Raw genomic sequence first — 25341 nt, forward strand, 5'->3', positions numbered from 1 at the left:
ACATTGTATAATCTCGTTGTGTACGCTTTTCTCTATTCCTATCTCGTTTTTCCATAATAAGTATATTTTCTGTAAACCTATTTTAGGACGCGACATTTACACAAAAAAAGCCTTTCAAATCTGAAAGGCTTTCAATTTTTTTTATTCAAGGCATTTTCTAATACTTAGCTTTAATTCTACATGAAGTTAGTATTTCCAAGAATTTGATTTTTTTAATCAACTGGTGTTGAAAAGAAATAATTCTCAATTAAATTTACCCCTTGGAATGTGGCTTGATTATTAAAAGTATATACACTTCTGCTAATACTGTTAATATCCGACTGAAGAACAAAATATAAAGTAACATTTGCATTCGTTATATTATTATAAACAAAGGATTGGGTAACTTCAAAATCTCTTCCCATCAGTGGTTGAAAATTAGTACTTCCCAGTATAGGTGTATCTTGTGGATTACTATTATTGGTTCCAACGTTTTTTGTTCCTATGTACGTTCTCACAAATCCGTTATTAGAACTATTCAGTATGTGAATTTTTGTATAGATCATATGTGATCCTGGAGTGATGGTCAGAGAAGCAATTCCATTCCAATTTGTGTTTCCAATATTAGTATAAGGAGCCCAATTAAAAGCACCTAATATATTTTGTCCGGTAAATAGTGACAGTTTTTTCCATGTTCCCACCCCGTTAGCATCACAATATAACACATTATTTGCTGCTTCATTTCCATCCGAAAGTTTAAAGCCATACACTGGAGATCCAGCTGTTCCGGTGGTTTTTATGTCTAACTTAACTGTAGGGTCAATGCGGCCTATACCAAGATTCCCATCCGGTTTAGAAACAACGACATCATCATTTGGATTTGTATCTGCTGGAGTACTTCCTCCATTAACATGCAATATCCCTAAAGGATTGGCTGTGTTAATACCTACTTGTGCAGATGCGGCTACTGAACTAAGTAAAAGTCCTGAAATAATAAAGTTTTTTTTAATCATTTTTATAAAGTTTCTTGTTAAATAATAATTTAAAGAGCATGAATCATATCTTCTACTCAAGGTATTCCTCCAAAATTTCCAAAACTAATTGTACTTTAAAAAAGGATAAAATTTATGGTGTGTTTTTAAAATTTGGGAGTGCAAAGGAATGTGAAATTAAAATGTAATGCAAAAAAGGGGTATACCATTTATATACTACTTTCATGTAGTGTTTTGAAAATCAATTATTTGTATATTGTGATTGTCAGTGTGTGTAATGAATTATTTTTAAGATATAGATTTTCGAGTACCTATGTATTTTGTAGAACTTATATTGCAAAATGAATTTCGCTTTTTAACTAGGAGGACTTCACTTCAGTATTTAGTATGTAAGTGAACTCATTTAGATACATTTGAAGTATCTTCATTTGCTTTCAAGGTAATGTTTTATAAGAAATATAGATTCACTTTTGTTTCTTAATAAAATAAGGTTCCTTTTATGAAAGACTTACTTATCATATTGATATTTTTATGTAGTATTGTGAAAAATTTACTTGACTGTTTTTTAATTGGGCCTCTATTATATTTTTATATTAGATCAATATTGCAAAATATAGTCTCGTTTTAATTATTATAAGTATAAGTGCTTTTGGTTTTCTTTTTTCAGGATTAGTCATCTCAAAGAGAAATGAATCTTACGTTGAACAAGATGGTCGAATTGTTACAGTGCAAAATTTTCAATCATCAAGTGATGTTACCTTAAAAATTATTGAATTGATAGAGAAAAATAATTAGGATAATTTTTCAATAGTTAACGATGGGAGGATTGAATGTTGTAGATTTTATTTTGCATCCAAAACTCCTTCCATATAGTTAAAAGATTTAGACAAGAAAAAACGGCAAATATCTAAGATATTTGCCGTTTTAGTGACCAAAGAAGGATTCTCTTCAAACACTTTTATAGATGATTTATTTAGTTTGAACCAAATTAAACAAGACTTACAAAGCTCATATTTATAAGATAATTTTATTCGTTTGAAGTAAGCAATCTTAATAGAGTTATTCTTCATTTAGATCTTGTTCTTATAAAAAGCTTATTAAAATTTAACTGATACAATCAAGTATGTTGTTATCTGATTTTTAAAAAAATAAATCAACGCTTGATGGGATTTTGCAAGATTATTATTCTCAATAATTTTAGCCTCAAATCTATGCGCCAACGAGGGATTTGCGGATGTTCCATATGCTCACTCAACATAATAAAAGTTACTATTAGCATCGCAAAATTATGTCCTTGTGGTAGCAACATCGGAAAAAGCATTAATGCCCAACCTGCACCTACACACCAAAAACCGTGAGTGAGCCCAAATGAAAAAGCATCTGTATAAGCTTTTGATCCCCACGCAGCCAAAACAGGATGATAATGCCCCTTATTAAGACACTTTTGCTTAGTTGGAGAAAATTGCCAAATTAAAGCGATTATCCCCAAAATAACAACCGGAATAAAAGATCCAGGCATCTGAATATTGAGAAACAAGATGAGTATGTTTAATAAAACCCCGGCTACAATCCAAGTCAAAGCATATCCTATTACAAAAATAAGAACCATTAAAAAGCTCATATTCTTAAAACTGTGATCAATAATAATCTGGATAGGAACAATCAACTTAGGAAGCATCATGGCAAATACCATCAATATCCATCCAGCCATCATTTCAGGAAAAGGATTTATTTTCAGGAGCATTTTTAATGAAGTCGCGTTTCCCTCACACAAAGTCATCTTACAATGTGCTGCAGTCATCAAATTACCGGGATTCCAAAGCAAGATAAACCAAAAGATAATGCTTATACCCCATATAATATAACTTATGAGATTTCGATTGGCATTTGATGTTTTCATGGCTATTGTTTTTCCCTGTAAACACTTATTCTTCCTACTGTAATTTTTGTATCGGATAAAATTTCGTTATCGGGAGTAACAGCAACGTCTAAAGAACTTACATTTTCAAGATCATTTTCAAGATGCAGTTCATCAATAATATTGGTAATATCCAAAGAAAAACTAAGACCGTTACCTCCTCCGTGAGAATCACCCAATGATGCATTGCGAAGTCCAAAAAGCGAGATAAATCCTACATGCTGATTGTTTACAGAAACTTCAAGTGTATTTGCGTTGATATTTCCCTTAACATTCTCAAGAACTAAATAAACACGGTCAGGGACTTCCTCTGCGGAAGCTTTTAAAAAGCTTTTAGAAACTTTCTTTAATCCTTTATCAGAAAAATTAACGGTGGTTTTAGTTATGGCATTCTTAATTTCAAAAGAACCTTGGTTTGCACCGACTAATTCTGTTGGTTTTTCATTATTATCCATAGTATCTTCAGTTAGTTGAACATGATCCAGAGTTGGAATTCCTAGCTTTTTCAATCTTTCAGAAGTGTTATCGGTAATAGCACTTTCTGTTTTTGTTTCAAGGTTGTCATAGCTGTAATCTAAAGAATCCAGATTGGTTACATCATTTGGTGTATATATCCATTCTTTTCCATCAATTAAAGGCATTACAAATTCACGTTCACCAATTTCTTTCGGACCTCCCAGCCATTCTATCTGTGATGGATTATTGTTTCCTTTCGCATTCCATGATGCCCACATTCTGTCAATATTGCAATGATGAAGATAAAAAATAGGATCCAATGCTGCCGTATTGGGATCAGACATAATACCTTCATTTCCCTGAGCAACTCCTCCTACATCATTATGAACAAAATTGTGAGGATTCGTTTCTAAGCTTTCTTGAGGAAATAACGTTCCATAATGTGAAAATTCAGTTTCAGGCCCTCCAAAACAATTTTGATTACCTGTATATACCGTTTTAAGTTCACAGTTTTGGGTAACTCTTGGCTTACCGTCTTTAAATAATTTGATGTAAATATTTCCGTCATTATCCGGACCGTATCTTTCTGTAACAAAAAGAGGATTGGGTGTTGTACCGTCATTTAGAAACTGTTGAGTAAATGCCGGGGGTATCTTATTCTCTTTTTCTCCATTAAGATAATTCCAATACGGTAAAGCCCAATCAGCAGGTCCCTTAAGCTCTATCACGATTGTTCTTATCTGTATTTCCAGAGCCATAAGATAGCCACGATGCCATGGTGCAAAATACCAAGTTTGGTGCTGACATTGATTCCAATACTTATCTTTTATGTTTGTAGATGGAAGGGGATTTGTGGGTACTTTTGGGGGCGTTTTAATTGTATTCCAATTAATACTATTAGGATCTCCGGCAATATTTTCACCGTGAATTGCAGCAAAAAACCACCAACTCGTCGGGTCATCCAATTTTCGGGACTGCATTTCAGCCACTGCTTTTGCGTACCAGAATAAATCGCTATTATCAAACGTTCCCTCTTGATTCCACGCATTTTTTCGTAAGAATTTTTTCATGTATTAATAGATTTATGATGAGTAGTTTTTGATTGAAGGAAGAATGTTGATTTTCGCCTTCCATCACCTTGTAAAAGTATCATTTTTAAGATATCTGTCTATCAGTAGTAATACCTAATATTTTATTAAAGGAGAACAGATGTAGTTTATGTATATGCTTTCCATGAAACTGAAATATTTATACAATGAAAAACGACAAATACCTTAGATATTTGCCGCTTTAGTGAACATGCCATACGTTGATAAAAACACCTTTGTGGATGACTTAATTCGTTTAAACCAAATTAGATAAGAATTATAAAGTTTGTATTTATCAGGTGATTACGAAGAATAATTAATTTTAATTCAAATTTTCCAAATCAAAGCTTGATATCGTATGAAAAGCATCTGCTTCTTTATTCTTTTCTCCTGGAAAAGTATCATAATTAACGACTAATAATTTCCCTTTATAGATAATTGTTTCACAAGGATTATCCAGTTGTCCATCAGAACCGTCTGCATCGTCATTTTCCCAAATCAGCGAAATGGTATTGGTATCTAAGTTGAGTTGATGCACGCTGTTATTCTCATAATTGGCAATAAAAATCGAATTTCTTTTTTCGTCATAAAAAAATCCGTCACAGCATTTTAACAGATCTGAATCAAAAACTATTGTATTCGATTTTACTTTTCCGTTTTTGTCAAATTCTAGTTTATTAATAACGCCATCTCCAAAATTTCCGGCGTATAAATTTCCTTTTTTATCAAAAGCAATCCCGTCAATTCCTATCGTGTTTTTCGTAACTTCTGGTTTTAAAGTAAAAGTTGCAATGATATAATTTTTCTTATTGGCTGCATCTAACGTGATATTTTTAGAATTTAATTGTTTCATGGTAAAGCTGTAAATTCCGCTTTCTCTTCTGTTTTTAAATAATGCATCCGTTATATAAATTCTGTTTTTAGACCATCTTACGGCTTCTCCGAAATTAAATCCTTCAACCAAAACCTCAGCATTTAAAGGTTTTCCGTCTTTTACATTTATTCGAATCAATCTTGAAAAATTTTCATTTCCTGTAAAAAACTGATTATCCATTATATATAAATTTCCATCAGGACCAAACTCCATTCCCATTGGATGTACTTTTTTAGTAATAGGATGCAATGGGAGTTGGTCAAACCAAATGACGGGTTTATCATTTTCATCAAAAGTTAGAATTCTGCTCCCGTGTTGATCAAATGTAATTGGATTGGTGATCGATAAATATAGATTTCCTTTTTTATCTAAAGCCATTCCGTCTGGCGTTTGGTTGGTTTCTCCCAAATCAGCAAACAAGGTGGGCTTTATGAGTTTAGAAGTTTTGCTGTATACTATTTCTTGTTTGATCTCTTGCGAAAACAAGGTTAGGGCATTCATTAGGATCAGAATACCTATTACATTTTTAATTACTTTTTTCATTTCGTTTTGTTGGTTTAATCATTTTCCGTTAAAAAGGTTTTTTATTTTAGGATAGTACTTAACAGTGCTGCCGGTAGAATAATACGGTTGATCATTTTTGTTATTTGAAGCGAATATAATCACGTCATTATGATGATTTTTTGAGCATAGTTGAAGAACCTGTTTAAGCATTCAAATAATCGATTTTTAAGTTGTATTGAATTCGTATGCTGAAATGCAGTTTTTATAGGCTAAAACAGACTATTCAGATTAATTAACGGACTTTATTTCTATATTTTGTTACTTTGCGTTTATTAAAATATATAATGAATTTTATCAACAGAATTGATTTAAAAAGAACGGCGCTTCATTGTTTATACTGGATTTTATTTTTGCTGTTTTTTTATTCAAATAAATCTGACAATGAAGATTCTTATGCATTCATTGTTATTTATTCCTGTAAAATTTTAGCACAGGCCGCCGTTGCTTACGGTTTGATATATTGGATTATTCCTGAAACATTAAATAAAAAAAGATATTTATTTTTCATAATTTCTGCCTTAGGCTGGCTTTATATTGTTTTTGCGCTTTTAATAACTTTAAAATTTTATTATCTGGAAACCAGATTTCCAACTTTCTTTGATGATTGGTTGGGGCATACAATGACGATTCGTGAACGTCTTACTTCGGGCAAATTGATAGTAAGAGAGTTTTCTTTTATCACGTATCCCGTTATTATTTTAGGATTTATCAGTTTTAATCGCAAACAACAGCGTCTTTTAAAACTGGAAGAAGAAAAAAAGTCAATAGAATTAAAGGTGCTGAAAAACCAGCTGAATCCTCATTTCCTGTTCAATACTTTAAACAATCTATATACTTTAACCCTAAAAAAAGATGATAAGGCGCCTGAGGTCATTGCTAAATTATCTGAGATTTTAGACTTTGTTTTATACCGCTGCAATGAAGATTATGTTTCTGTTGAAAAAGAAATTACGCTGATTGAGAATTATATTGCTTTGGAAAAATTACGTTATGACGAAAACAGACTGGATATTTTATTTACGAAAGATATTCAGGAAAGTAATAAGATTTCGCCTTTAATTGTATTGACTTTTATCGAAAATGCTTTTAAGCATGGGGTCATTAATGAAACTGAAAAAGCAACAATCAGATTGAATTTAGAAAGTAAAAATGGACAAATTATTTTTAGTATCGAGAATACAAAACCTCAAAATGAATGTGCCCGAATTTCGGAAAAATCTAAAATTGGCCTAGAAAACGTCCGGAAACAATTGGATTTATTATATCCAAAAAAACATCAATTGGAAATTGAAGAAACGAAAACGTTTTATAGCGTTAAGCTTTGTCTTAAAAATCAAAATGGGAAAGAAGCTTTATAAGACTGCCGATAGACCATTCAAAACCATTACATTTAGCTTTTAAGAATTTTAAACTACTTATTTCGCATGAAACACAGATGTATTATTGTTGACGACGAACCTTTGGCAAGAGAATTAATTGCTTCTCATTTGGCAAATTTTGAAAGCTTTGAGTTAGTAGATTCTTTTGAAAATGCATTAAAAGCATATTCCTTTTTAGAGCATAATTCTGTCGATCTAATCTTCTTAGATATTGAAATGCCTTTACTGAAAGGCAATGATTTCCTGAAAAAATTAAAAAATCCGCCTCAAGTAATTTTTACAACAGCTTACAGAGAATACGCCATTGAAGGGTATGAACTTAATGTGATTGATTATCTTTTGAAGCCCATTACTTTTGACCGTTTTTTTGTTTCAATAGAAAAATTTAAACAGCTTCAAACTCCAAAGAAAGAAGTTAATGAAGAATCTGAAAATCATATTTTTGTAACAAGCGGCAACAGACATATTAAAATTATTTTTGATGAGATTATGTATGTCGAAAGCCTGAAAGATTACATCACTATTCATTTGGAAAATGGAAAATCACATCATATAAAACAGAATATCTCGGTTTTTGAAAAATTATTGAATGCTGATTTTATTCGAATTCATCGTTCCTTTATTATTCATGCAAAAAAAATGACTGCTTATACTAAGAACGAAATTGAAATAAACTCCATAGAAATTCCCATTGGAACCAGTTACAAAGAAAACTGGCAGAATTATCTGGAAACCATTACTTCAAAATAATAAAAAACTGCAATGATTTGTATTGCTGAAATATATAAGAATAACAGCAAATAAGTACCAATTTATGCACTTTTAAGCTTTTGAAACCTCTTTTATTTTTTCTTATGTGAATTTTGCATTTAAATAATTCAAATTACATTTATGAAAAAGTTGTTATTACTGGCTGTTGTTATTTTGATCACCTCATGTAGCCATGAAGATTCAAACTCCTCATCTGATAGAAAAGCGCTGGCACAGCAAAAACTTGATAAAGCTTTGTCCAACTTCCCCGGCTTAAGTCTTAGTGTAAAGACAGCTTCCGAGAATTATACCCTGGTTGCGGGAGACGCGGTAATTAATAAAAAGCCGATGACCGCTTCTGCACTTCATTATATGCAGAGTATTTCAAAAACCTTTACCGCAGTTGCTGTCCTAAAACTGAAAGAAGAGGGCAAAATTAATCTCGATGCCAAAGTAAACACCTACCTTCCTAACATTTGTAATCATCTTCCAAACGGAAATATCATTACGGTAAGGCAACTGCTTACGATGACATCGGGCCTTCCAGATTATTTAGATAATGGTCAGTTCTTAAACGATGTTGTTACAGGGCCACTGCCTATGACGAGCGGACAGGTATTGAGCTATATTTACGATCAGCCTGCAAAATTTGCACCCGGCGCCTCATTTGGGTATTGTAATATAAATTATCACTTGCTGGCTCTTATTATTGATCATGTTACTCCAAACGGGCATCGAAAGTATATTACAGACAAAATAATTAGCGCCACTGGACTTTCCAACACCTATTATATAGCGGGCACGGCAAGTACGATGGCTCCCGAAGGGACAACGGCTAACTATTTAGATATAAACGGCACCTTTACCGATATGAGCGAGTTGCAGCTGGGTACCGTACTTACCTTCATTGGCGATGACGGTATTGTTGCTTCCGTTCAGGATATAGCTGGATTTTACTACAAGCTACTCCATGACAAAACGGTACTGTCACCCGCATCGCTGGATGAAATGAAGATTGCAGTTATTTATCAGGGAACTCCGATGTATGGCTTAGGGCTCCATTTTTATAAAACCAATGGTGGCCTGCAGGCAATCGGCCACGAGGGTAGTGGTGTCGGAGCCGGAGCCTATGCTTTTTATTTTCCTTCCAAAAATACCAGCGTCGTCCTGTGTACAAACATGGGAACGCTTACCGATGCTATAAAAGAGGAACAGTTACGGACATTGTATGATGAAATTATAGGGATATTGCTTGAGTAAAACTAATTTAAACCGTTGCATTACGTTCCTTATTGATGAGGCATCAGTTAGCAGTAATGGAAAGGGAAGTAAAGAAATTGCCATTTGTCTCTTTATCAACATTGATACGCTCAACAGTGTGTTGCTTTACTGCTCAAAGTCTCCCGAGTTTGAGCTAGTAAAATAAGATCATTTTCTTTAAAATTACTTCAAAGTCGGGAGGCTTCGGAGAGTGTGGGAAAAATAACAATACAATGAAATTATTTACTAATATTTAATATTGATAAAAACACATACTTAATGTTTGTGTATATTTTAAATATTATCTATAATTTTATAATAACCTGTTAAAAAATATTAAAATGCCACATAAGATCAATTGGAAATTTAGCGATAAGAATTCTAATCTTTTAAATTCAAAAGACAAAATTGAAGATGGGAATGAAATGTTTGAAATAATTGACAAAGCAAAAAAGGATGAACTACAAGAAGTATTTAATACCGCTATTGACATTAAATATGATTTATATAAAAAATATTTATTTGAAAATAATTTATTTCTCTTTAGGAGTTTAGAAAATAATATTAAAGAATCAATATACTGTTTAATAATTGGTATCCATACTGCAAGTATAACGAATACAAATCTAATATTAGAAAGAGCTATAAAATTAGCTTTAATTCAATATCAGGCTGAGGATTTACTTGACTATTCGGATGAAAAAATAATTCAGAAATATATTGATAGTGATAAAAAATATTCAGGTAGAAACTTAGATGAAAATATCCAGACTTGTCAAAAATTCAAAATTTTCAGTGAAAACGAGGCAAAAGAATTAAAAGAATATAAAATAAAATTTAGAGATGGTTTCTCTCATTTCACACCTAAGAATATTTTAAGAGGGGAAAAAAGTTTAATTCATATATCTGGTAATTTGATAGATGAAAAAATGGAGACTCATATTAAATTACCAACTTTTCAAGTTGTTGAATTATAGTAATTTGTGATAAACGAGGTCGAGAATCACGTAAAATATGTTTTAAAAATTATAAATCATTTACAATTTAAGATATTAGAAAAATTTGCTAAAAATTAAAACTAAATGGAAAATTATATTGGCAATTCTATGAAAAACCTTATGAACAATGAGAAAATTTGATGATTATACAGAAATATTTGGTAATTGGTGTAACTTTAGTGATCGTTTTGATGAACTGAAAATTTATTCTAAAGAACTTGAAAAGATAGTTAATTTTGAAGCGGAAAATTACAGAATAAATAGAGAAACCTTTGAATTGGGAACTGACGAATTTGAACGTCAATTTCATTTTGTAAATGATACTTTTATAAAAAACTTAAGAACATCGGTAATTGTTTCACTTGTTACTATTATTGAAAATGAATTTCATAATTTTTGTAATATGCTAAAACTAATTAAGAATTTAAAAATAAAGCACAATTCTTTTAAAGGAACAATCTTAGAACAATTCAAAATTTATATAACTGATGTTTACTCCTTACGATTTGACTTAAATGCAAATGATTGGCAACTCTTAAATGAGATAGTTGAATTACGAAACTGTATTGTTCATCACGATAGTAATTTAGAAGACTGGTATGGAAGAAAATTTGCAAAAGCTGAAACTATAAAAAATTTATCTAAGAAAATCCCCGACATTGGGATAGAAAATGATTTAAACAATATAACTCTAAACAATGGATCCTGCGAAGAATGTATTAAAATTGTAGAATCCTTTTTTAATAGCCTTTACAAACATACCTTAAATCTATTTTCTAAAAATGAAAATTAAAAGGACTTCCAATACCGTGTTTCTGATATGTCCAAACTTTTAAAAAACTGCTTAAACAATGATAGAACTTGATGGAAATGATTTAAATGAAATGTTAATTTCAACAAGAGAAATTGAATATTCAAACATTAATTTCAACATTGAAACTCCATTAAATATTGACATAAATAAAATTACTCTAAAAAATAAATTTATAAATTGTAAATTTAAAGGACACCAAATTGATTTTTTAAATCTAAATATTGCACACCAAGAAAATGAAATTCATATTTTAAATTTTGAGAACTGTGATTTTGATAATGAAATTTTCTTTAAAGATTGTTCTTTGCAAGAGTTGAAAATATCAAAGTTCCAGAATATTAATAAATTCCATATTGCTTGCAAAAAAATATCATATCTTATAATAGAAAATGATGAGAAAGCTATCATAGAGGATTTTAATTTAACATTACACAATTGTGAAGTTACTAAAGAATTATCTTTAAGGAACATTAAGACAAATACCGGTTACGTGGATTTTATTAGCTGTAATTTAAATTTATTTACAATTTTTAACTGTAAAATCGAGCGTTTAGATATTTCAAAATCAACCTTTAATAAAACATTTGAATTCCATAAGAATGAAATATCAGAGTCTTACATTAAAAATTGTAATTTTTCAAAATTCTATTTCATAAAAAACAATTTGAATGGTTGCATTAATTTAAAGTATAACAATTTCAATGAAACAACATTAGTTGAAAAAAATGAAAATGATATTAGAGGTGAATTTAATATAGTTTCATGTGATTTTAATAAATACACATATTTTAATAATAATAATCTCTTTCGTATTATTATTGACACTTCAAAATTTGCTGAAACAACTTCATTTCAAGATGTAAATATTGATGAATTTAAATTAGACAAAACTATTTTTGAAAAAACTCCTTTTTTTGATGATTTTTCTATAAAAATGATCGATAGATGTACATACCGAACAATTAGAAATTTAAAACAGCAGTTGTTGCGAGCTGACAATTCTATTGATTATAATTTTTATAGAGCGATAGAACATACGATTTATAAGAAACATTTAAAAACCAAGATCAATAAATCCACCTCAAAAGTTGATAAGACAAGATTAAAAAGAGACCTGATAATTCTAAAAATTAATGATTTCTTTTCTGATAATGGTGTAAATTGGGCTAAAGCTATTAAAAGAACTTTATTTTTCAGTTTTTTAATATATGTTGTATTTTACATAAGTTACAACTTTCAACATTCATTTGATTTAAAATCTTTTAATAAATTTACTGTTGGATATTTCAAATTCTTATTAGTAACTGACTATCACAATCCCCTGATTGAAGAAAAAAAACATATTGATTTATGGTATGCATGGATTCCTTTCATAATAGGAAAAATTTTTATTGGAATAGGAATTTATGAAATAATTGTGTCTTTTAGAAAATTTAAAAAATAAAATAGAAATGGACTTTTAGATATATTATTGTTATTTAGAATGTTTATTATTAAAAACAACACAAAAGATTCGTGCAGTAGTGGCATTATTTTAGAAATTAAAATAGTTTATAGGATAATACTATTTTTCATTCATGTATTGGAACCTAAAATCTATATTTTCAACTTTATCTATCTCTATAAGTTCAAGACCAAACGGATCATTGCTTTGAATAAGATGTTTTTTATAGGAAGCTAATCGTTCATTCATGAATTGGTTTGAAGTAGGAATTACGAAAGAATGTCCCATCAAAGGATAGCTATAAAATCTAAAACTTTTATCTATTTCATCACTATGCTCCGTAAATCGTATTTGGGGCACTAATAAATCTTCAGTATTATAGAAAACTACTTTAAACTTTGGTTTTTGAATGTATACTGGATAATCATTTAGGTTATATCTGGAAAATTCTCTTATATAATTAAATCTTTCGTCGTGAGCATCCCCTAATTGCCTTTCTCTTTCTTCTAAAAATACTTTGTAAATTCCCCTTCTAAATCTTTTTGCAAACTCTCTCTGAAAGTTTGGTTTCAGCTTATATCCCATCTTAAACTTAAAAGTTCTGTCATTCTTATAATTGAAAACAAAATATTCCGACTTAAACCTATTTAACCTTAACTCTTTATGTTGAGTTAAAAGCAAATATTTTGAAGTATTCAAAAGTTCCTTTAATGCAATCTCTACCGCAGGTAATCCAAATTCTTTCTTTCCAAAATATTCATTACACTTATCACATACATTTTTACAAGTAAATTTTCCCCCTAAGGATTGAGGAATTGTATGAGCAAGCTTATTAAAGGTTGTATGATTTTCTGTTTTTGAGCACCAAATACATTTTTTCATTTAGTGAAATTATTATGGTATTAAATTATTGCATCTTGTTCAAATATGCAAGTTTTCAAATTTTCGAATTTTATGGCGAAATAAACAAAAATCCCAACTTTCGTCAGGATTTAGTACTAAAATAAAAGTTTTACTATTGAAAAATTTCCATTATTTCCCAAGATATTTTTGAACTGCAGCAGCAGAAACTCCAACAGCCCTAACTGCATTTTTCAACTGATCTTTGGTAACGCCAAATTTTTTTGACCAATATTCTAGTTCCCAACTCTCATTTACATTTACTTTAGTTGCATCTTGTGGTCTTTTTTTACTTAAATCATCGCTCATAATAGATATTTTTTGGTTAATAAAACCAAAGATAAATAGGCTTTATACCATATCCTTACGGTTTTCCGTAAAATCAAAAATCCCAACTTTCGTCAGGATTTTTAATCAATTTTGAAGTTCAATAAATCGCTTCCAAAGAAAGCCTCAGCAACACTATGAATGCAAGTGGTGCAAACATCACTTATAATTTTACACAGATAACCTCATAGATGAATAAGAAATGCCCCATTTTAGGGGCATTATATTATTGTGCTTTTACTTGCTCTATCTTTATGAATATTTTAGTAAGGTTGGGTTGGGCACTGCTTGAAGTGGGGGCTCCTGCCATAATGGTTGCAGTATAAGCGGTTTTTGAAGAAGGATTACTGTCTATCCAGGTATATCTTCTATGCTCGGGTCCGCCACCGGCTCCATCTATAATCCCTATGTTCCCCCAGTAAGCACTTCCCATTGCTCCTGTGCCTTGAGGATACCAAGTAGTTGATGCATCTGCCATACCGCCCCATACTCCTGAAGTAATATTGGTTGTTGTTACAGCTGCACCAATATAACCACCATATTCGGTATTATAATTCCAATACAGATTAACGGTAGAACCTGTATTATTATACAGTTGTACATTAGGATTGGCAAGGGTTGTACCACTTGTGGTATCAAATATTACCCTAATCGAATACTTACCATCTGAGGTAGCAAGAGGGAAAGTATAGGCTTGTTTCCCGTTGGTATCGGTTGTTAGGGTGGGATATCCCATCGCAGCGACAGATGAAATGTCTGCACGACTTGTATTTCCTACTGTGTCGTTACAGTTTTGTCCTGCTGTTAAGAAAGGAACAGTGGTACTGTTCATAGGAAGAGTCATATCATTACCAGTGGTAGGAGTTCCATTCACTGAGAATACCAATTCGCCATCACCAAACTCTAGAGTCCCGGGTCTTAGTTGGAAGGTTAATCCGTTCACTGTAAAAGGAGCTCCTGAATTATACGAACCTCCGTTTCCTTGGTTATAGGTAACTCTCAGGTTTCCGTTGAAAGGAGTACCGGGAGTATAAGTAGAAGGATTTAAGTAAGCTGTAGTACATTGTAATGCGGAAATCACTGGAGAGAAGATGGTATTTGTTGCTTGTGTAAGTCTTTGCCATACTGCTCCATCAAAATAATAATAGCCCATAGCAGTAACATTAATACGTTGTCCTGCAGCATCTCCACCAGTAACATCCGTAATATAAATTAATGCTCCTCTCTGATCACTACTATAGGTAGCGGTATTTGCTGTAAGCTCAGCTCTTGTAAGCCTCGGAGCCTGTAATCCGAATGTTTGTGTGTTATCCGTAATCACTCCTGAATTATCTCTTTTAGCAGATACATCCATCGTTGTTTTTGGTAAAGATGTATTGAGGCCTACTTGGGCAAATGAGAGTCCAGAAATAAGAATAGCACTGAATTGTGTAAATTTGGTTTTCATATTAAGGTGTTATTTTGGGTAAGTCAAATGTAACTTTTATTTTATGAGAAAATAAATAAAATACCTATATAGTTGATGAAAATTAATTAATTTGTAATATTCTGTTTAATTTAAGTACTGGGTTTTTGGTTAAAAATATTTATATTAAATTATATTTTTCTCTAAAATAAGATGATTTTTATTTAATATATAGATGTTTTTACTGATTGTTTTATTTCTAATCGGTTCTAATACCTTGAAGATATGACTAAATATAAATGAATCTAATAAATTGCCCAAAGTCTAAAAATATACTAGTGAGATTTTCGTGATAGAATTCTAAATTGTAAATACCGGGAGAACTTGACGAGATACTATTCATTTTTTTTTATTTACACTTTATTGGTATAAGAAGTAGAATTAACATTTTCATAAAATACAATCAGGCACAGCCAGGTATATAATGCCATAATTTGTTCTATATTTAGAAGTATATTAGTATATATGTTTACGAATGTTTAGAAAAATGTCTTGTGTTCGTATTCTGCATTCTAAGCATACCTATAAATATGATATAAAAAATGACAATGCCTATAAATCAATTACCTCCAGACGGAGGAATGTTATATAAAGAAACAGATATGGCTCAGTTTTTCCCTGAGCCATTCAATGCAATAACTGCTCTGTTGTTTTTAGCCATAGCTATTTTTTGGACCATTAAAATGAAGGGTACTTTTAAAGAATATCCTTTTTTAACCTACTGCTTGGTTTTATTATATATTGGCGCCATAGGGGGAACTGTTTATCATTCATTCAGACAATGGCCGGTATTTATCATGATGGATTGGATGCCCATTATGTTGCTCTGTTTGTCTGCCGGATTTTATTTTGTAGCTCAGATCACCAAATGGTACTATGCTGTTGTAATGGTTCTTGTATATCTAATGCTTATGTTGGGTTTAAGAAATTGGATTTTGGTAGATAATCCTTCTCTTTTTATCAACATAAATTATGCAATCATGGCTTCATTTGTGCTTTTTTCGGTATTAAGTTATTTAATTTATACCCAATGGAAAGCTGGCAAATGGGTAGGCTTTGCTTTATTGTCGTTTGTTTTTGCACTGACCTTCCGTATAGCAGATAAATGGGAATGGTTGAGTTTCGGAACACACTTTTTATGGCATACATTTGGGGCGGTGGCAACATTTTGCATGTTTAATTATATCTATCTTACACGGAATACAATTAGAAAAACATAAGTAGCTTTTATTTTCTTTGAAAAAAATGTATACGTGATTATCAAACCTTGGGTCTGTGGTTAAAAGAATTTCCCACAGATTCCACAAATTTCACGGATGTTTGTTGATATTTTTCTCTCGCTGATTTTGCAGACGACGCTGATTTTATAAAGAGACTAAACCTTATAGGTTTTTAATATACACAAGTTTTAAAACCTATAAGGTTTGATCCGATAATTTTCAAAAGATCTCAGCATTCTTATGGATAAAAAAATCTGCTCAATCTGAAGCATCTGCGAGAATAATAGAAATCTTTGATTTTTTTAAAACTTATGTGTACTTATTGTGCGCCAGGATATCCTCTTAAGCTCACTTAAGTATTTCAATCTTTTGTGCCTTTTGTGGTTTATTTTATTTACAGATGGTACAAATTTTTGCAGAAAACATTACCTACATATCGTCCTTTTATTTTTAACACTTTAGGACACTTAAGAAGGTTTAAAATAATACAGCATAAAAGTACACTGAAGAAAAAAATCAAAGATTTTTAAAACTTATGTGGACTTATTGTGCGCCAGGATATCCTCTTAAGCTCACTTAAGTGTTTCAATTTTTTGTGGCTTTTGTGGTTTATTTTAATTACAGATGGTACAAATTTTTGCAGAAAACATTACCTACATATCATCCTTTTATTTTTAAGACTTTAGGACACTTAAGAAGGTTTAAAATAATACAGCATAAAAGTACACTGAAGAAAAAAATCAAAGATTTTTAAAACTTATGTGGACTTATTGTGCGCCAGGATATCCTCTTAAGCTCACTTAAGTGTTTCAATCTTTTGTGGCTTTTGTGGTTTAATAAAAAAATAAACAGCTTTTTTTATGAAATTCACAGTTTAATTCTTTTAAGTTTGAAAGAAAGATGATTTACTTATATTTGCCCTGCAAAGTAAAATTAAATGTTCAAAAAAGTAAGCACTGTATTTATCCTTGGATTGTATACGGTTTTTTGTTCGGCCCAACAGGTTCGACCCTCAAAATCATCTGAAATTTATCGTGAACTCAAAACACTTAAACAGCTGCCTAAAGTTTTATACCTTGCGGCTCATCCCGATGATGAAAATACAGGATTACTCTCCTGGTTAATCAACGATCAAAATGTAGAAACTGGCTATTTGTCTTTAACGAGAGGTGATGGTGGTCAGAATTTATTGGGCACAGAGCAGGGTGCTGCATTGGGTTTAATCAGAACGCATGAGCTTTTAGAGGCAAGAAAGTTAGACGGCGCCCAACAGTTTTTTACCCGGGCGATTGATTTCGGTTTCTCTAAAAATACGACCGATACCTTTAAACAATGGGATGCAGATAGCATTACGGCTGATGTAGTTTGGGTAATCCGTAAATTCCGTCCCGACGTTATCATTTGTCGTTTTCCTCCTACTGCTGCGGCAGGCCATGGACAACATGCAGCTTCGGCTGTGGTTGCGGAAAAAGCTTTTAAGCTGGCTGGCGATAAAACGGCTTTCCCAGATCAACTAAAATATGTTAATACATGGCAACCAAAACGGGTATTGTGGAATACGTTCCGATTTGGTGCGGTCAATACGACAGCTGAAAACCAACTGAAAGTCACGGTTGGGCAATATGATGCGCAACTCGGAATGGGCTATGGTGAATTGGCAGGATTAAGCAGAAGTTTACATAAAAGCCAGGGTGCAGGAACACAGTCTGTAGCCGGCATCAGAACTGAATATTTTTCGCATGTTATTGGCGAGCCTGCAAAAGCAACACTTTTTGATGGAGTAGTTAAAACATGGACTACAAAAGGAAACGCTGATATCGACCAATCATTAGACAACATTATTTCAGCTTTCAATTTCAACGAGCCAGACCAGAGTTTACCTGCTTTGCTTGCTTTACGAAAAAAGGTTGCTGCTCTTAAAGATGTAGACCTGAAAAGCGATAAACTTAAATCTCTCGACAATATCATTGTAAGCTGTGCGGGGTTTATGGGCGAGGTGGTTACCAATCAGGCTGAAGCTGTTGCGGGAGATCATTATAATTTCAGATTAAATTTGATTTCAAGAGCTGCAAACCCTGTTGTTTTAGAAAAAGTGGAATGGTTAAATCAATCGGAAAGCTTCAACAGAAAACTGTCAAAAGATTCTTTAATTACCATTCAGCATGATATTCAGATTCCTGCAAATGCAGCACTCACAGAACCTTATTGGTTGGCAAAATCTCCCACGAATGCAGGAACTTTCTCTGTTCCGAATGATACTTTAATCGGTTTGCCTGAGGCAGAATCACCGTTGAATGTTTTGCTTGGTTTAAAAATCGGTTCGGAAAATTTTCAGATTAAACTTCCTTTATCCTTCAAGAAATTAGATCCGGTGCGTGGTGATGTGGTCGAAGCTTTACGCATTGTTCCTGCATTGGAACTGAAATTTACACAACCGCTTTATCTGGTCAAAGAAAATGAGGATTTACATTTGAGTTTAAATTTTAAGGTTAATTCCAACAAACAGTTTAGTAATGGTAAAGTTAATCTGATGTATAACGGAGAACGATTGGGCGGCGGTGATTTAAAATCAATGAATGGAAAAGATTTTACCGTCGATTATGTTATTCCAAAATCGAAGCTTACCTCAATACATTCATCTCGTTTGCAATTGGACGCCAATTTTGTTGCAGATGGAGTCACTTATAATAAAAAACAAATATTAATTCAGTATCCGCATTTACCTTCATTACAATATTTTACGCCTGCCACTGTAACCGTAATGAAAGGTGATATTCAGGCGAAGGTTAAAAAAGTCGGGTACATACAAGGTGCGGGCGATTTCATTCCTGAGTTCCTACGCATTGCAGGTGTTCAGGTAGATGTCCTGAAAGATGAAGATTTTTATGGCAACTTAGATGAAGCTGGCGGAAATGGTAGTCAAAACAAGCTATCGCAATATGATGCCATCGTACTGGGTGTTCGTGTCAATAACACAGAGAAAAAGCTGGGCCGCTGGATGCCTTTTTTATGGTCTTATGTGAAGGCCGGAGGTAATTTGGTGATGCAATACAACACCAACCAGGATACAACGGTTGACCAATTGGGAATGTACAATTTCAGTATTGCCAATAAGCGTGTTACCGAAGAAAATGCTGAGGTTACATTTTTAAATCCAAATCATAAATTACTGAATTTTCCGAACAAAATTACTGCGGATGATTTTAAAGGTTGGGTACAGGAGCGCGGTGCCTATTTCCCTGACAAATGGGATTCAGCATATGAACCGCTTTTTGAAATGCACGATACCAATGAAGAGCCTTTGCAGGGATCAACTTTATATGCCAAATACGGAAAGGGTAATTTTATTTATACACCGTTGGCTTTTTTCAGACAGTTGCCTGCAGGAAATGTTGGGGCGGCACGATTATTTTTAAACTTTTTATCTGCACAGAAAAACTGATGAACAAACAACTTAAAAATTGGAATACGTGGTACGTATTATTAGCAGCTGCATTAGTAGTTCAGATTGTATTTTATTATTTGTTTACTAAATTTTGGGCATGAGTACGATAGATTGGACAGTTCTTATTGTTACACTGGTTGCAGTGGTGGTTTACGGCGTGTTTATCGGTCGTGGCCAAAAAAGCAACGAATCATACCTGAAAGCAGACAATAAAATGCCTTGGTATATTGTGCTGATAGGCATTATGGCCACGCAGGCAAGTGCCATCACTTTTCTTTCGGCACCGGGTCAGGCGTATACAGACGGCATGCGTTTCGTTCAGTATTACTTTGGTTTGCCTTTGGCGATGATTGTGATCTGTATTACTTTCATCCCGATTTTTCAGCGCTTAAATGTGTACACTGCCTATGAATATTTAGAAAACCGTTTTGATAAAAAAACAAGGGTGCTTACTTCACTGCTTTTTCTTTTTTCCAGAGGCTTATCAACAGGAATCAGCATTTACGCTCCGAGTATCATTTTATCAAGCGTTTTAAACTGGAATATTTATTTAACCAATGTTTTAACAGGTGGTATTCTGTTGATTTACACTTATGTTGGCGGTGCAAAAGCGATCGCTCATACCCAAAAACTACAGTTTCTGATTATTCTGGGAACCATGGCTTTTGCAGGGTATTTGCTTATTGAAAATATGCCGAATGGAATTGGTTTTAAGGATGCCCTTTATCTGGCGGGCAAATCCGGAAAGCTCAATGTAATCACCACGGAATTTGATTGGAAGGATAAATACAATATTTGGAGCGGATTGATTGGTGGTTTTTTTCTGGCACTTTCTTACTTCGGGACGGATCAAAGTCAGGTCGGGAGGTATATTACTGCGAAGGACGACACCAATGCAAAAATGGGCTTGCTGTTGAACGGATTGGTTAAAATTCCGATGCAATTTGCTATTCTCCTGATTGGTGCTTTGCTTTTCGCTTTCTTTTCTCTAAAACCAGCTCCGATTTATTTTAACGAACGCTCATATCAACATTTAAAAGAAACAAAACCTGAACAGGCTGCGGAATTTGAAAAAGAGCATCAGAATTTGCAAATAAAATTTAATACAGAATCAAAAGAAATTCTAAAACTGAAAGAAAACCATTCTCCTCAACTTAAAGAAACAATTCAGGATTTTAAAAATACACAAACTCAGGTAAAAGCACTTCACGGTAGGGTAGAGGAAGCAATTAATCAATCAAACTATAATGCGGAGAAAACAGATACCAATTATATTTTCCTGTATTTCGTAAAAAATACCTTGCCTGTAGGGATGATCGGTTTACTGTTTGCCGTCATTTTTCTGGCCAGCTGGGGTTCAATTTCGGCAGCGTTAAATTCCCTTGCCGCTTGCTCATTAAAAGATGTTCATTTGATATTCAAAAAAGAAATCCCTGATGATGCAACCGAATTGAAATACAGTCGTCTGCACACTTTAGCCTGGGGGATCTTCTCAATAGGTGTAGCTATGTTTGCCACTCAAATGGGTTCCCTTATTGAAGCAGTTAATGTATTAGGTTCTCTTTTCTACGGCCCGATATTGGGGATTTTTCTTGTCGCCTTTTACTATAAAAAAATCAACGGAGCGAATGTATTTATTTCTGCAATTTTATCAGAAATTACGGTTATTGCCGTTTATCAATTCGATATTGTTTCTTTCCTTTGGTTGAATGTAATCGGGGCAGCGGCGGTAATTATATTTTCGACAATCGGGTTATTGTTTTATAAGCCGAAAGCAGTAAATTCGTAAACGAAAAACAATTAAAACAAATAAATAAAATAGTATGAAAACGATCATTAAATCTGCTGTTGTCCTTGTTGCGACAATGACAATCTCCATGAATGCCTTTGCACAGGACACTAAAAAACCTGCCAGCCCTCCAGCTACTGCAACGGGAAAAATTAAAGATGCAAACATTACCATAGCTTATAGCAGTCCTTCTGTTAAAGGGCGTACAATCTGGGGTGGTTTAGAAGCTTATAATAAAGTTTGGCGTGCAGGTGCCAATGAAGCAACGACTTTCGAAACCAGTAAGGACATTACCGTTCAGGGTAAAAAATTGCCTGCGGGTAAATACAGCTTTTTCTTAATCCCTAAAGAAAGCGGAACCTGGACTGCGATTTTTAACAAAGAGCCAAAACAATGGGGCGCTTATAAATACGAAGAAGCTAAAGATGCTTTACGTGTTGATGTAAAAACAAAAGCTTTACCAGCAACACAGGAAACTTTAGTTTATAAAATAAACAGTAATGGATTCACAATGGATTGGGATAAAATCTCAGTTCCTGTAGAGATCAAATAAATTTGAATATCAGAAATTAAAATCCCGTTAATACGGGATTTTTTTGTTTTGAATTTTGATATTGTCTCAAAAATTACAATCACTAAATATTAAAAAGTATAATTTATTTTTGAGTGGTCAAAAGTTGATTGATTTTCAAAACCATTTCCTTTGCATTCTGATTGGCTGGATCAAGTTCCAATGATTTCTGATAATCGCTTTTTGATAATGTGTATTCTTTTTTGTTAAAATAAGCTTCACCACGACTGTCATACATATTTCCTGACTTTGGAAACTGATTGATATTTAAGGTAAAAATCTTAAGTGCTACATCTAATTGATTATCTTTTAGAAATTCATAACCAAGCCCGTTGAGTTCATTTTCATTGGAGAAGTTATAGTCATTTGGATTATTCTTTTTCAGCTCTTGGTACAACACAATTCCTTTATCGATATTTTTTAAACATTCTTTTCTAATGGTTAAGGCAATGGATTCTTTTTGAGGTTCAATGGGATAATTTTTCCATTGGTTCAAACTGGCAATACTTAAAAGAATTTCATCTATTAGTTTAAAATTATTACCGTTAGTCATTACAACTAGACCGTTTCCGTCTTCAATACTTCCAATATAATAACACATAAAACCTTCATTTCCACCACTATGACTGAAATATTTTGTGCCTTTGAAATCATTCAGAAACACACCGTAATTATTCTCAATTCTCTTTACAGACATTTCCTTTGATAAAACTTTATTCGATTTACCTACTAATGACAACTGTGTTTCGATGATATATTTTGCCAAATCATTTGGGTTGGTCCATAAACCGGCTGCGGCTTTTTCAGGATAAATATGATATTTACCTTTTACTTCTTTTCCATTGTTATAAGCCGTTGCAAGCAATTTTTCTTTATCTGAAGAAGGCGGTTGATGGTAAGAACTTTCGTTCATCCCTAACTGGGTCAAAATGTTTTTCAACATATAATCTTCATACTTTTCTCCTGTAGTGTTTTCAAGGATTAATTGTGAAATGGTTGTTCCACCCCCTGAATATTGAAATTTAATGTTGGGCTCAAACACAGACCGCACCGCAGGAGAGTTGGCTGGTTTTTGTCCATCGAGAATTTGTATCAGGGTAGGTAATTCTTTCTCTTGTTGATAGCCTCCGAAGCCATGAACAGATAAGCCAGCTTTATGGCTCAATAGATTTGCAATAGAAATTTTTTTCTCTTTTGAAAGCGAATCGTATGGGAATTTCCAGGTTTTTAAATAATTATTGATGTCATCGTCCAACCCTAATTTTCCTTGTTCAACCAATTTTAAAAGACCGAGACTGTTGATAGACTTGCTAATAGATGCTGCCTGAAAAAGTGTTTGCGGGGTAGCTTTTCTGTTTTCTGCAACATCCGCATAACCATAAGCTTTTGTCCATTCTATCTTATAATCTTTTATGACTGCAATGCTTACCGCATTCATATTGTAGAAAGCCATTCTTTCTTTTAGCGTCCATTTTTTTGTTTTCGATGTATCCCAACTGAGCAGATTGTTTTCGAATGATTTTATTTTATCCTTAACATTTTGGGCAAAAACATTAAACGATAAAGAAAGCAGTAGGATTAGGTGTATTTTTTTCATTTAGAAATAGTTAATTTATTTTGTATTTATAAGACAATTCAAAAAAGGATGTTGTTACATTTGTGTCTGTTTTACTTCCCTATTTCTTTCTCTATTTTATCGATCATTTTTTCAGCATTACCATTGGTTCCGCCAAGACTGATTGCTTTTTTATAACTCTCTAATGCTAAATCATATTGCTTATTTGTAAAATAGGCTTCTCCTAAACTATCGAAAAGATTGGCATCTTTAGGAAACTCATTGGTCGCCAATTTAAATATTGTTATAGATTCATTGATTTTTCCGAGTCTTGATAGTTCATATCCTAACTTATTAAGTTCTCCCGGGTTCTCAAAACTATATTCATTTTTAGATTTTTCTTTGAGTAAATAATAAGTCTCTATCCCTTTATTTACGTCGTTGAGAGATTCTTTTCTTATCGCTTGATAAATAGATTTTTTAGGAATTTCATACTCTTTCCCTAACATTAAGTTGTGAATAATATGTCCTAAATCCCAAACTCTATTGAGATTATTGGACACCAGAATTATCGTAATTTTATTTTTAAAATCGTTTAAAAAGATGGATTCAAATTTATAAGAAATTCCATTGTGTCTTTGTAGTCTATCTTTTTCAAAGTATTGGCCAAGTGATCCGCCTTCCTCTTTTGCGTATGGGTTACTCAACAAAGTTTGAAAGGATTTTTTGGATATTAAACGATTAGAATTCATTGCTTCAGTCCATTTATAGAAATCATTGATATCTACCCAGAGCCAGCCGCTAATAAATTTCAATTCTGGGCATCGGACATTGTCCATATCATAACAAGAGGTTCTGTTTTTAGAGCCAAATGTTGGATCAAATACCGAATTGGTCATTTTCAAAGGTTTAACAATGTTTTTAATGACAAATTGCTGAAAAGACATTCCGGTTACCTTTTCAATAATTCTTCTTTGCAAAAAGACATTGCCATTATCATACCTGTAACTGGTTCCTGGTTCAAAGAGTAGACTATCATTACTTCTCAAAATATTCCATGTCTCCGCATCATTTTCGGGTTTTAATCGTTCGATTGGAGGAATACCACTGGCGTAATTAATCAGATGACGTATAGAAACTTTTTCTGCCCATTTTGGTAATCCTAAATTAAATTTGGATACCTTGTCATCAAGATTAAGAAGACCACGTTCAACCAAAATCATGATGGCAACCGCATTAAATTCCTTTGCAATAGAGCCAATGTTGAATATTGACTTCTTGTTTAAAGAAGTTTGTCTCGTTTCATCGGTAAAGCCAAATGATTTTTGATAAATAATTTTATCATTTTTAGCAATAAGGACATTTCCATTGAACAAACCTCTTTCGTAAGATTTTGTCATTAAGGAATCAATTTGATTGATTTCCGATTTTTGTTCAGTCGAATTTTGATGTATCTTCTTTGTTTCTTTTGGATTATTTAACCCCTGGGCAGAAAGCGTATTTGTCAATAAAACAGTTGTTAATAATAAGAAAAGCTTGTTCTTCATTGAAAT

At 32.7% G+C, this 25341-nt stretch carries 19 protein-coding genes; 10 read left to right on the forward strand and 9 right to left on the reverse strand.

The features are described 5' to 3' along the window. Positions 1-212: 212 nt before the first annotated feature. The 4 genes from BUB80_RS19840 to BUB80_RS19860 form a co-directional block, all read right to left on the reverse strand. Complete coding sequence (locus tag BUB80_RS19840; RefSeq protein ID WP_073296802.1) at positions 213-992, reverse strand: hypothetical protein; 780 nt, start codon at positions 990-992, stop codon at positions 213-215. Positions 993-2124: 1132 nt separating this feature from the next. Continuing rightward, a complete protein-coding gene (locus BUB80_RS19850; RefSeq protein WP_073296810.1) occupies positions 2125-2871 on the reverse strand; it encodes a copper chaperone in 747 nt (248 codons plus the stop codon). Positions 2872-2873: 2 nt separating this feature from the next. Further along, a complete protein-coding gene (locus tag BUB80_RS19855; RefSeq protein ID WP_073296813.1) occupies positions 2874-4415 on the reverse strand; it encodes a tyrosinase family protein in 1542 nt (513 codons plus the stop codon). A 340-nt stretch (positions 4416-4755) separates the two neighbouring features. Further along, entirely contained in the window at positions 4756-5850 is a 1095-nt protein-coding gene (locus BUB80_RS19860) for an NHL repeat-containing protein (protein ID WP_073296816.1), read from the reverse strand. A gap of 305 nt (positions 5851-6155) precedes the next feature. Between BUB80_RS19860 and BUB80_RS19865 the strand changes: the two genes are divergently transcribed. The 6 genes from BUB80_RS19865 (at position 6156) to BUB80_RS19890 (ending at position 12516) form a co-directional block, all read left to right on the forward strand. Beyond that, a complete protein-coding gene (locus BUB80_RS19865) occupies positions 6156-7229 on the forward strand; it encodes a sensor histidine kinase (protein WP_073296819.1) in 1074 nt (357 codons plus the stop codon). A 66-nt stretch (positions 7230-7295) separates the two neighbouring features. Further along, positions 7296-8000 carry a LytR/AlgR family response regulator transcription factor gene (locus BUB80_RS19870; RefSeq protein WP_073296822.1) on the forward strand — a complete coding sequence of 235 codons (705 nt, stop codon included), beginning with the start codon at positions 7296-7298 and terminating at the stop codon, positions 7998-8000. A 141-nt stretch (positions 8001-8141) separates the two neighbouring features. Further along, positions 8142-9260: a serine hydrolase domain-containing protein gene (locus BUB80_RS19875; RefSeq protein WP_073296825.1), complete on the forward strand. Its 1119-nt coding sequence runs from the start codon at positions 8142-8144 to the stop codon at positions 9258-9260. Between the two features lie 341 nt (positions 9261-9601). After that, a complete protein-coding gene (locus BUB80_RS19880) occupies positions 9602-10237 on the forward strand; it encodes a hypothetical protein (RefSeq protein ID WP_073296828.1) in 636 nt (211 codons plus the stop codon). Positions 10238-10385: 148 nt separating this feature from the next. Beyond that, entirely contained in the window at positions 10386-11051 is a 666-nt protein-coding gene (locus BUB80_RS19885; protein ID WP_073296831.1) for a hypothetical protein, read from the forward strand. 58 nt (positions 11052-11109) lie between these two features. Continuing rightward, positions 11110-12516: a hypothetical protein gene (locus BUB80_RS19890; RefSeq protein WP_073296834.1), complete on the forward strand. Its 1407-nt coding sequence runs from the start codon at positions 11110-11112 to the stop codon at positions 12514-12516. Positions 12517-12636: 120 nt separating this feature from the next. Here the strand turns inward: BUB80_RS19890 and BUB80_RS19895 are convergent, their stop codons facing one another. The 3 genes from BUB80_RS19895 to BUB80_RS19905 all read right to left on the reverse strand — a co-directional run bounded on the left by BUB80_RS19895 (position 12637) and on the right by BUB80_RS19905 (position 15190). After that, positions 12637-13398, reverse strand: a complete 762-nt coding sequence (locus tag BUB80_RS19895) for an HNH endonuclease (protein WP_073296837.1) — start codon at positions 13396-13398, stop codon at positions 12637-12639. A gap of 150 nt (positions 13399-13548) precedes the next feature. Continuing rightward, positions 13549-13725: a DUF3606 domain-containing protein gene (locus tag BUB80_RS19900; RefSeq protein WP_073296840.1), complete on the reverse strand. Its 177-nt coding sequence runs from the start codon at positions 13723-13725 to the stop codon at positions 13549-13551. A 244-nt stretch (positions 13726-13969) separates the two neighbouring features. Further along, positions 13970-15190 carry a hypothetical protein gene (locus BUB80_RS19905; RefSeq protein WP_073296843.1) on the reverse strand — a complete coding sequence of 407 codons (1221 nt, stop codon included), beginning with the start codon at positions 15188-15190 and terminating at the stop codon, positions 13970-13972. 566 nt (positions 15191-15756) lie between these two features. On the opposite strand from BUB80_RS19905, the gene BUB80_RS19910 reads away from it, so the two are divergent. The 4 genes from BUB80_RS19910 (at position 15757) to BUB80_RS19925 (ending at position 22215) form a co-directional block, all read left to right on the forward strand. After that, a complete protein-coding gene (locus BUB80_RS19910; RefSeq protein WP_073296891.1) occupies positions 15757-16428 on the forward strand; it encodes a hypothetical protein in 672 nt (223 codons plus the stop codon). A gap of 937 nt (positions 16429-17365) precedes the next feature. Beyond that, the gene (locus BUB80_RS19915; RefSeq protein ID WP_073296845.1) at positions 17366-19870 is read left to right on the forward strand and encodes a PIG-L family deacetylase; all 2505 of its coding nucleotides are present in this window, start codon (positions 17366-17368) and stop codon (positions 19868-19870) included. Positions 19871-19970: 100 nt separating this feature from the next. Then, complete coding sequence (locus BUB80_RS19920) at positions 19971-21662, forward strand: sodium:solute symporter family protein (protein ID WP_073296848.1); 1692 nt, start codon at positions 19971-19973, stop codon at positions 21660-21662. A gap of 34 nt (positions 21663-21696) precedes the next feature. Then, positions 21697-22215 (forward strand): DUF2911 domain-containing protein, encoded by a 519-nt coding sequence (locus tag BUB80_RS19925; RefSeq protein ID WP_073296851.1) that lies wholly within the window; start codon positions 21697-21699, stop codon positions 22213-22215. 103 nt (positions 22216-22318) lie between these two features. Here BUB80_RS19925 and BUB80_RS19930 read toward each other — a convergent pair whose 3' ends face one another. Both BUB80_RS19930 and BUB80_RS19935 read right to left on the reverse strand, forming a co-directional pair. Beyond that, on the reverse strand, positions 22319-23830 hold the full coding sequence (locus BUB80_RS19930; RefSeq protein WP_073296854.1) for a serine hydrolase: 1512 nt from the start codon (positions 23828-23830) through the stop codon (positions 22319-22321). A 71-nt stretch (positions 23831-23901) separates the two neighbouring features. Then, a complete protein-coding gene (locus tag BUB80_RS19935) occupies positions 23902-25335 on the reverse strand; it encodes a serine hydrolase domain-containing protein (protein WP_073296857.1) in 1434 nt (477 codons plus the stop codon). Positions 25336-25341 lie beyond the last annotated feature (6 nt).

The sequence above is a fragment of the Chryseobacterium polytrichastri genome (genome assembly GCF_900142445.1).
GTDB lineage: Bacteria > Bacteroidota > Bacteroidia > Flavobacteriales > Weeksellaceae > Chryseobacterium > Chryseobacterium polytrichastri.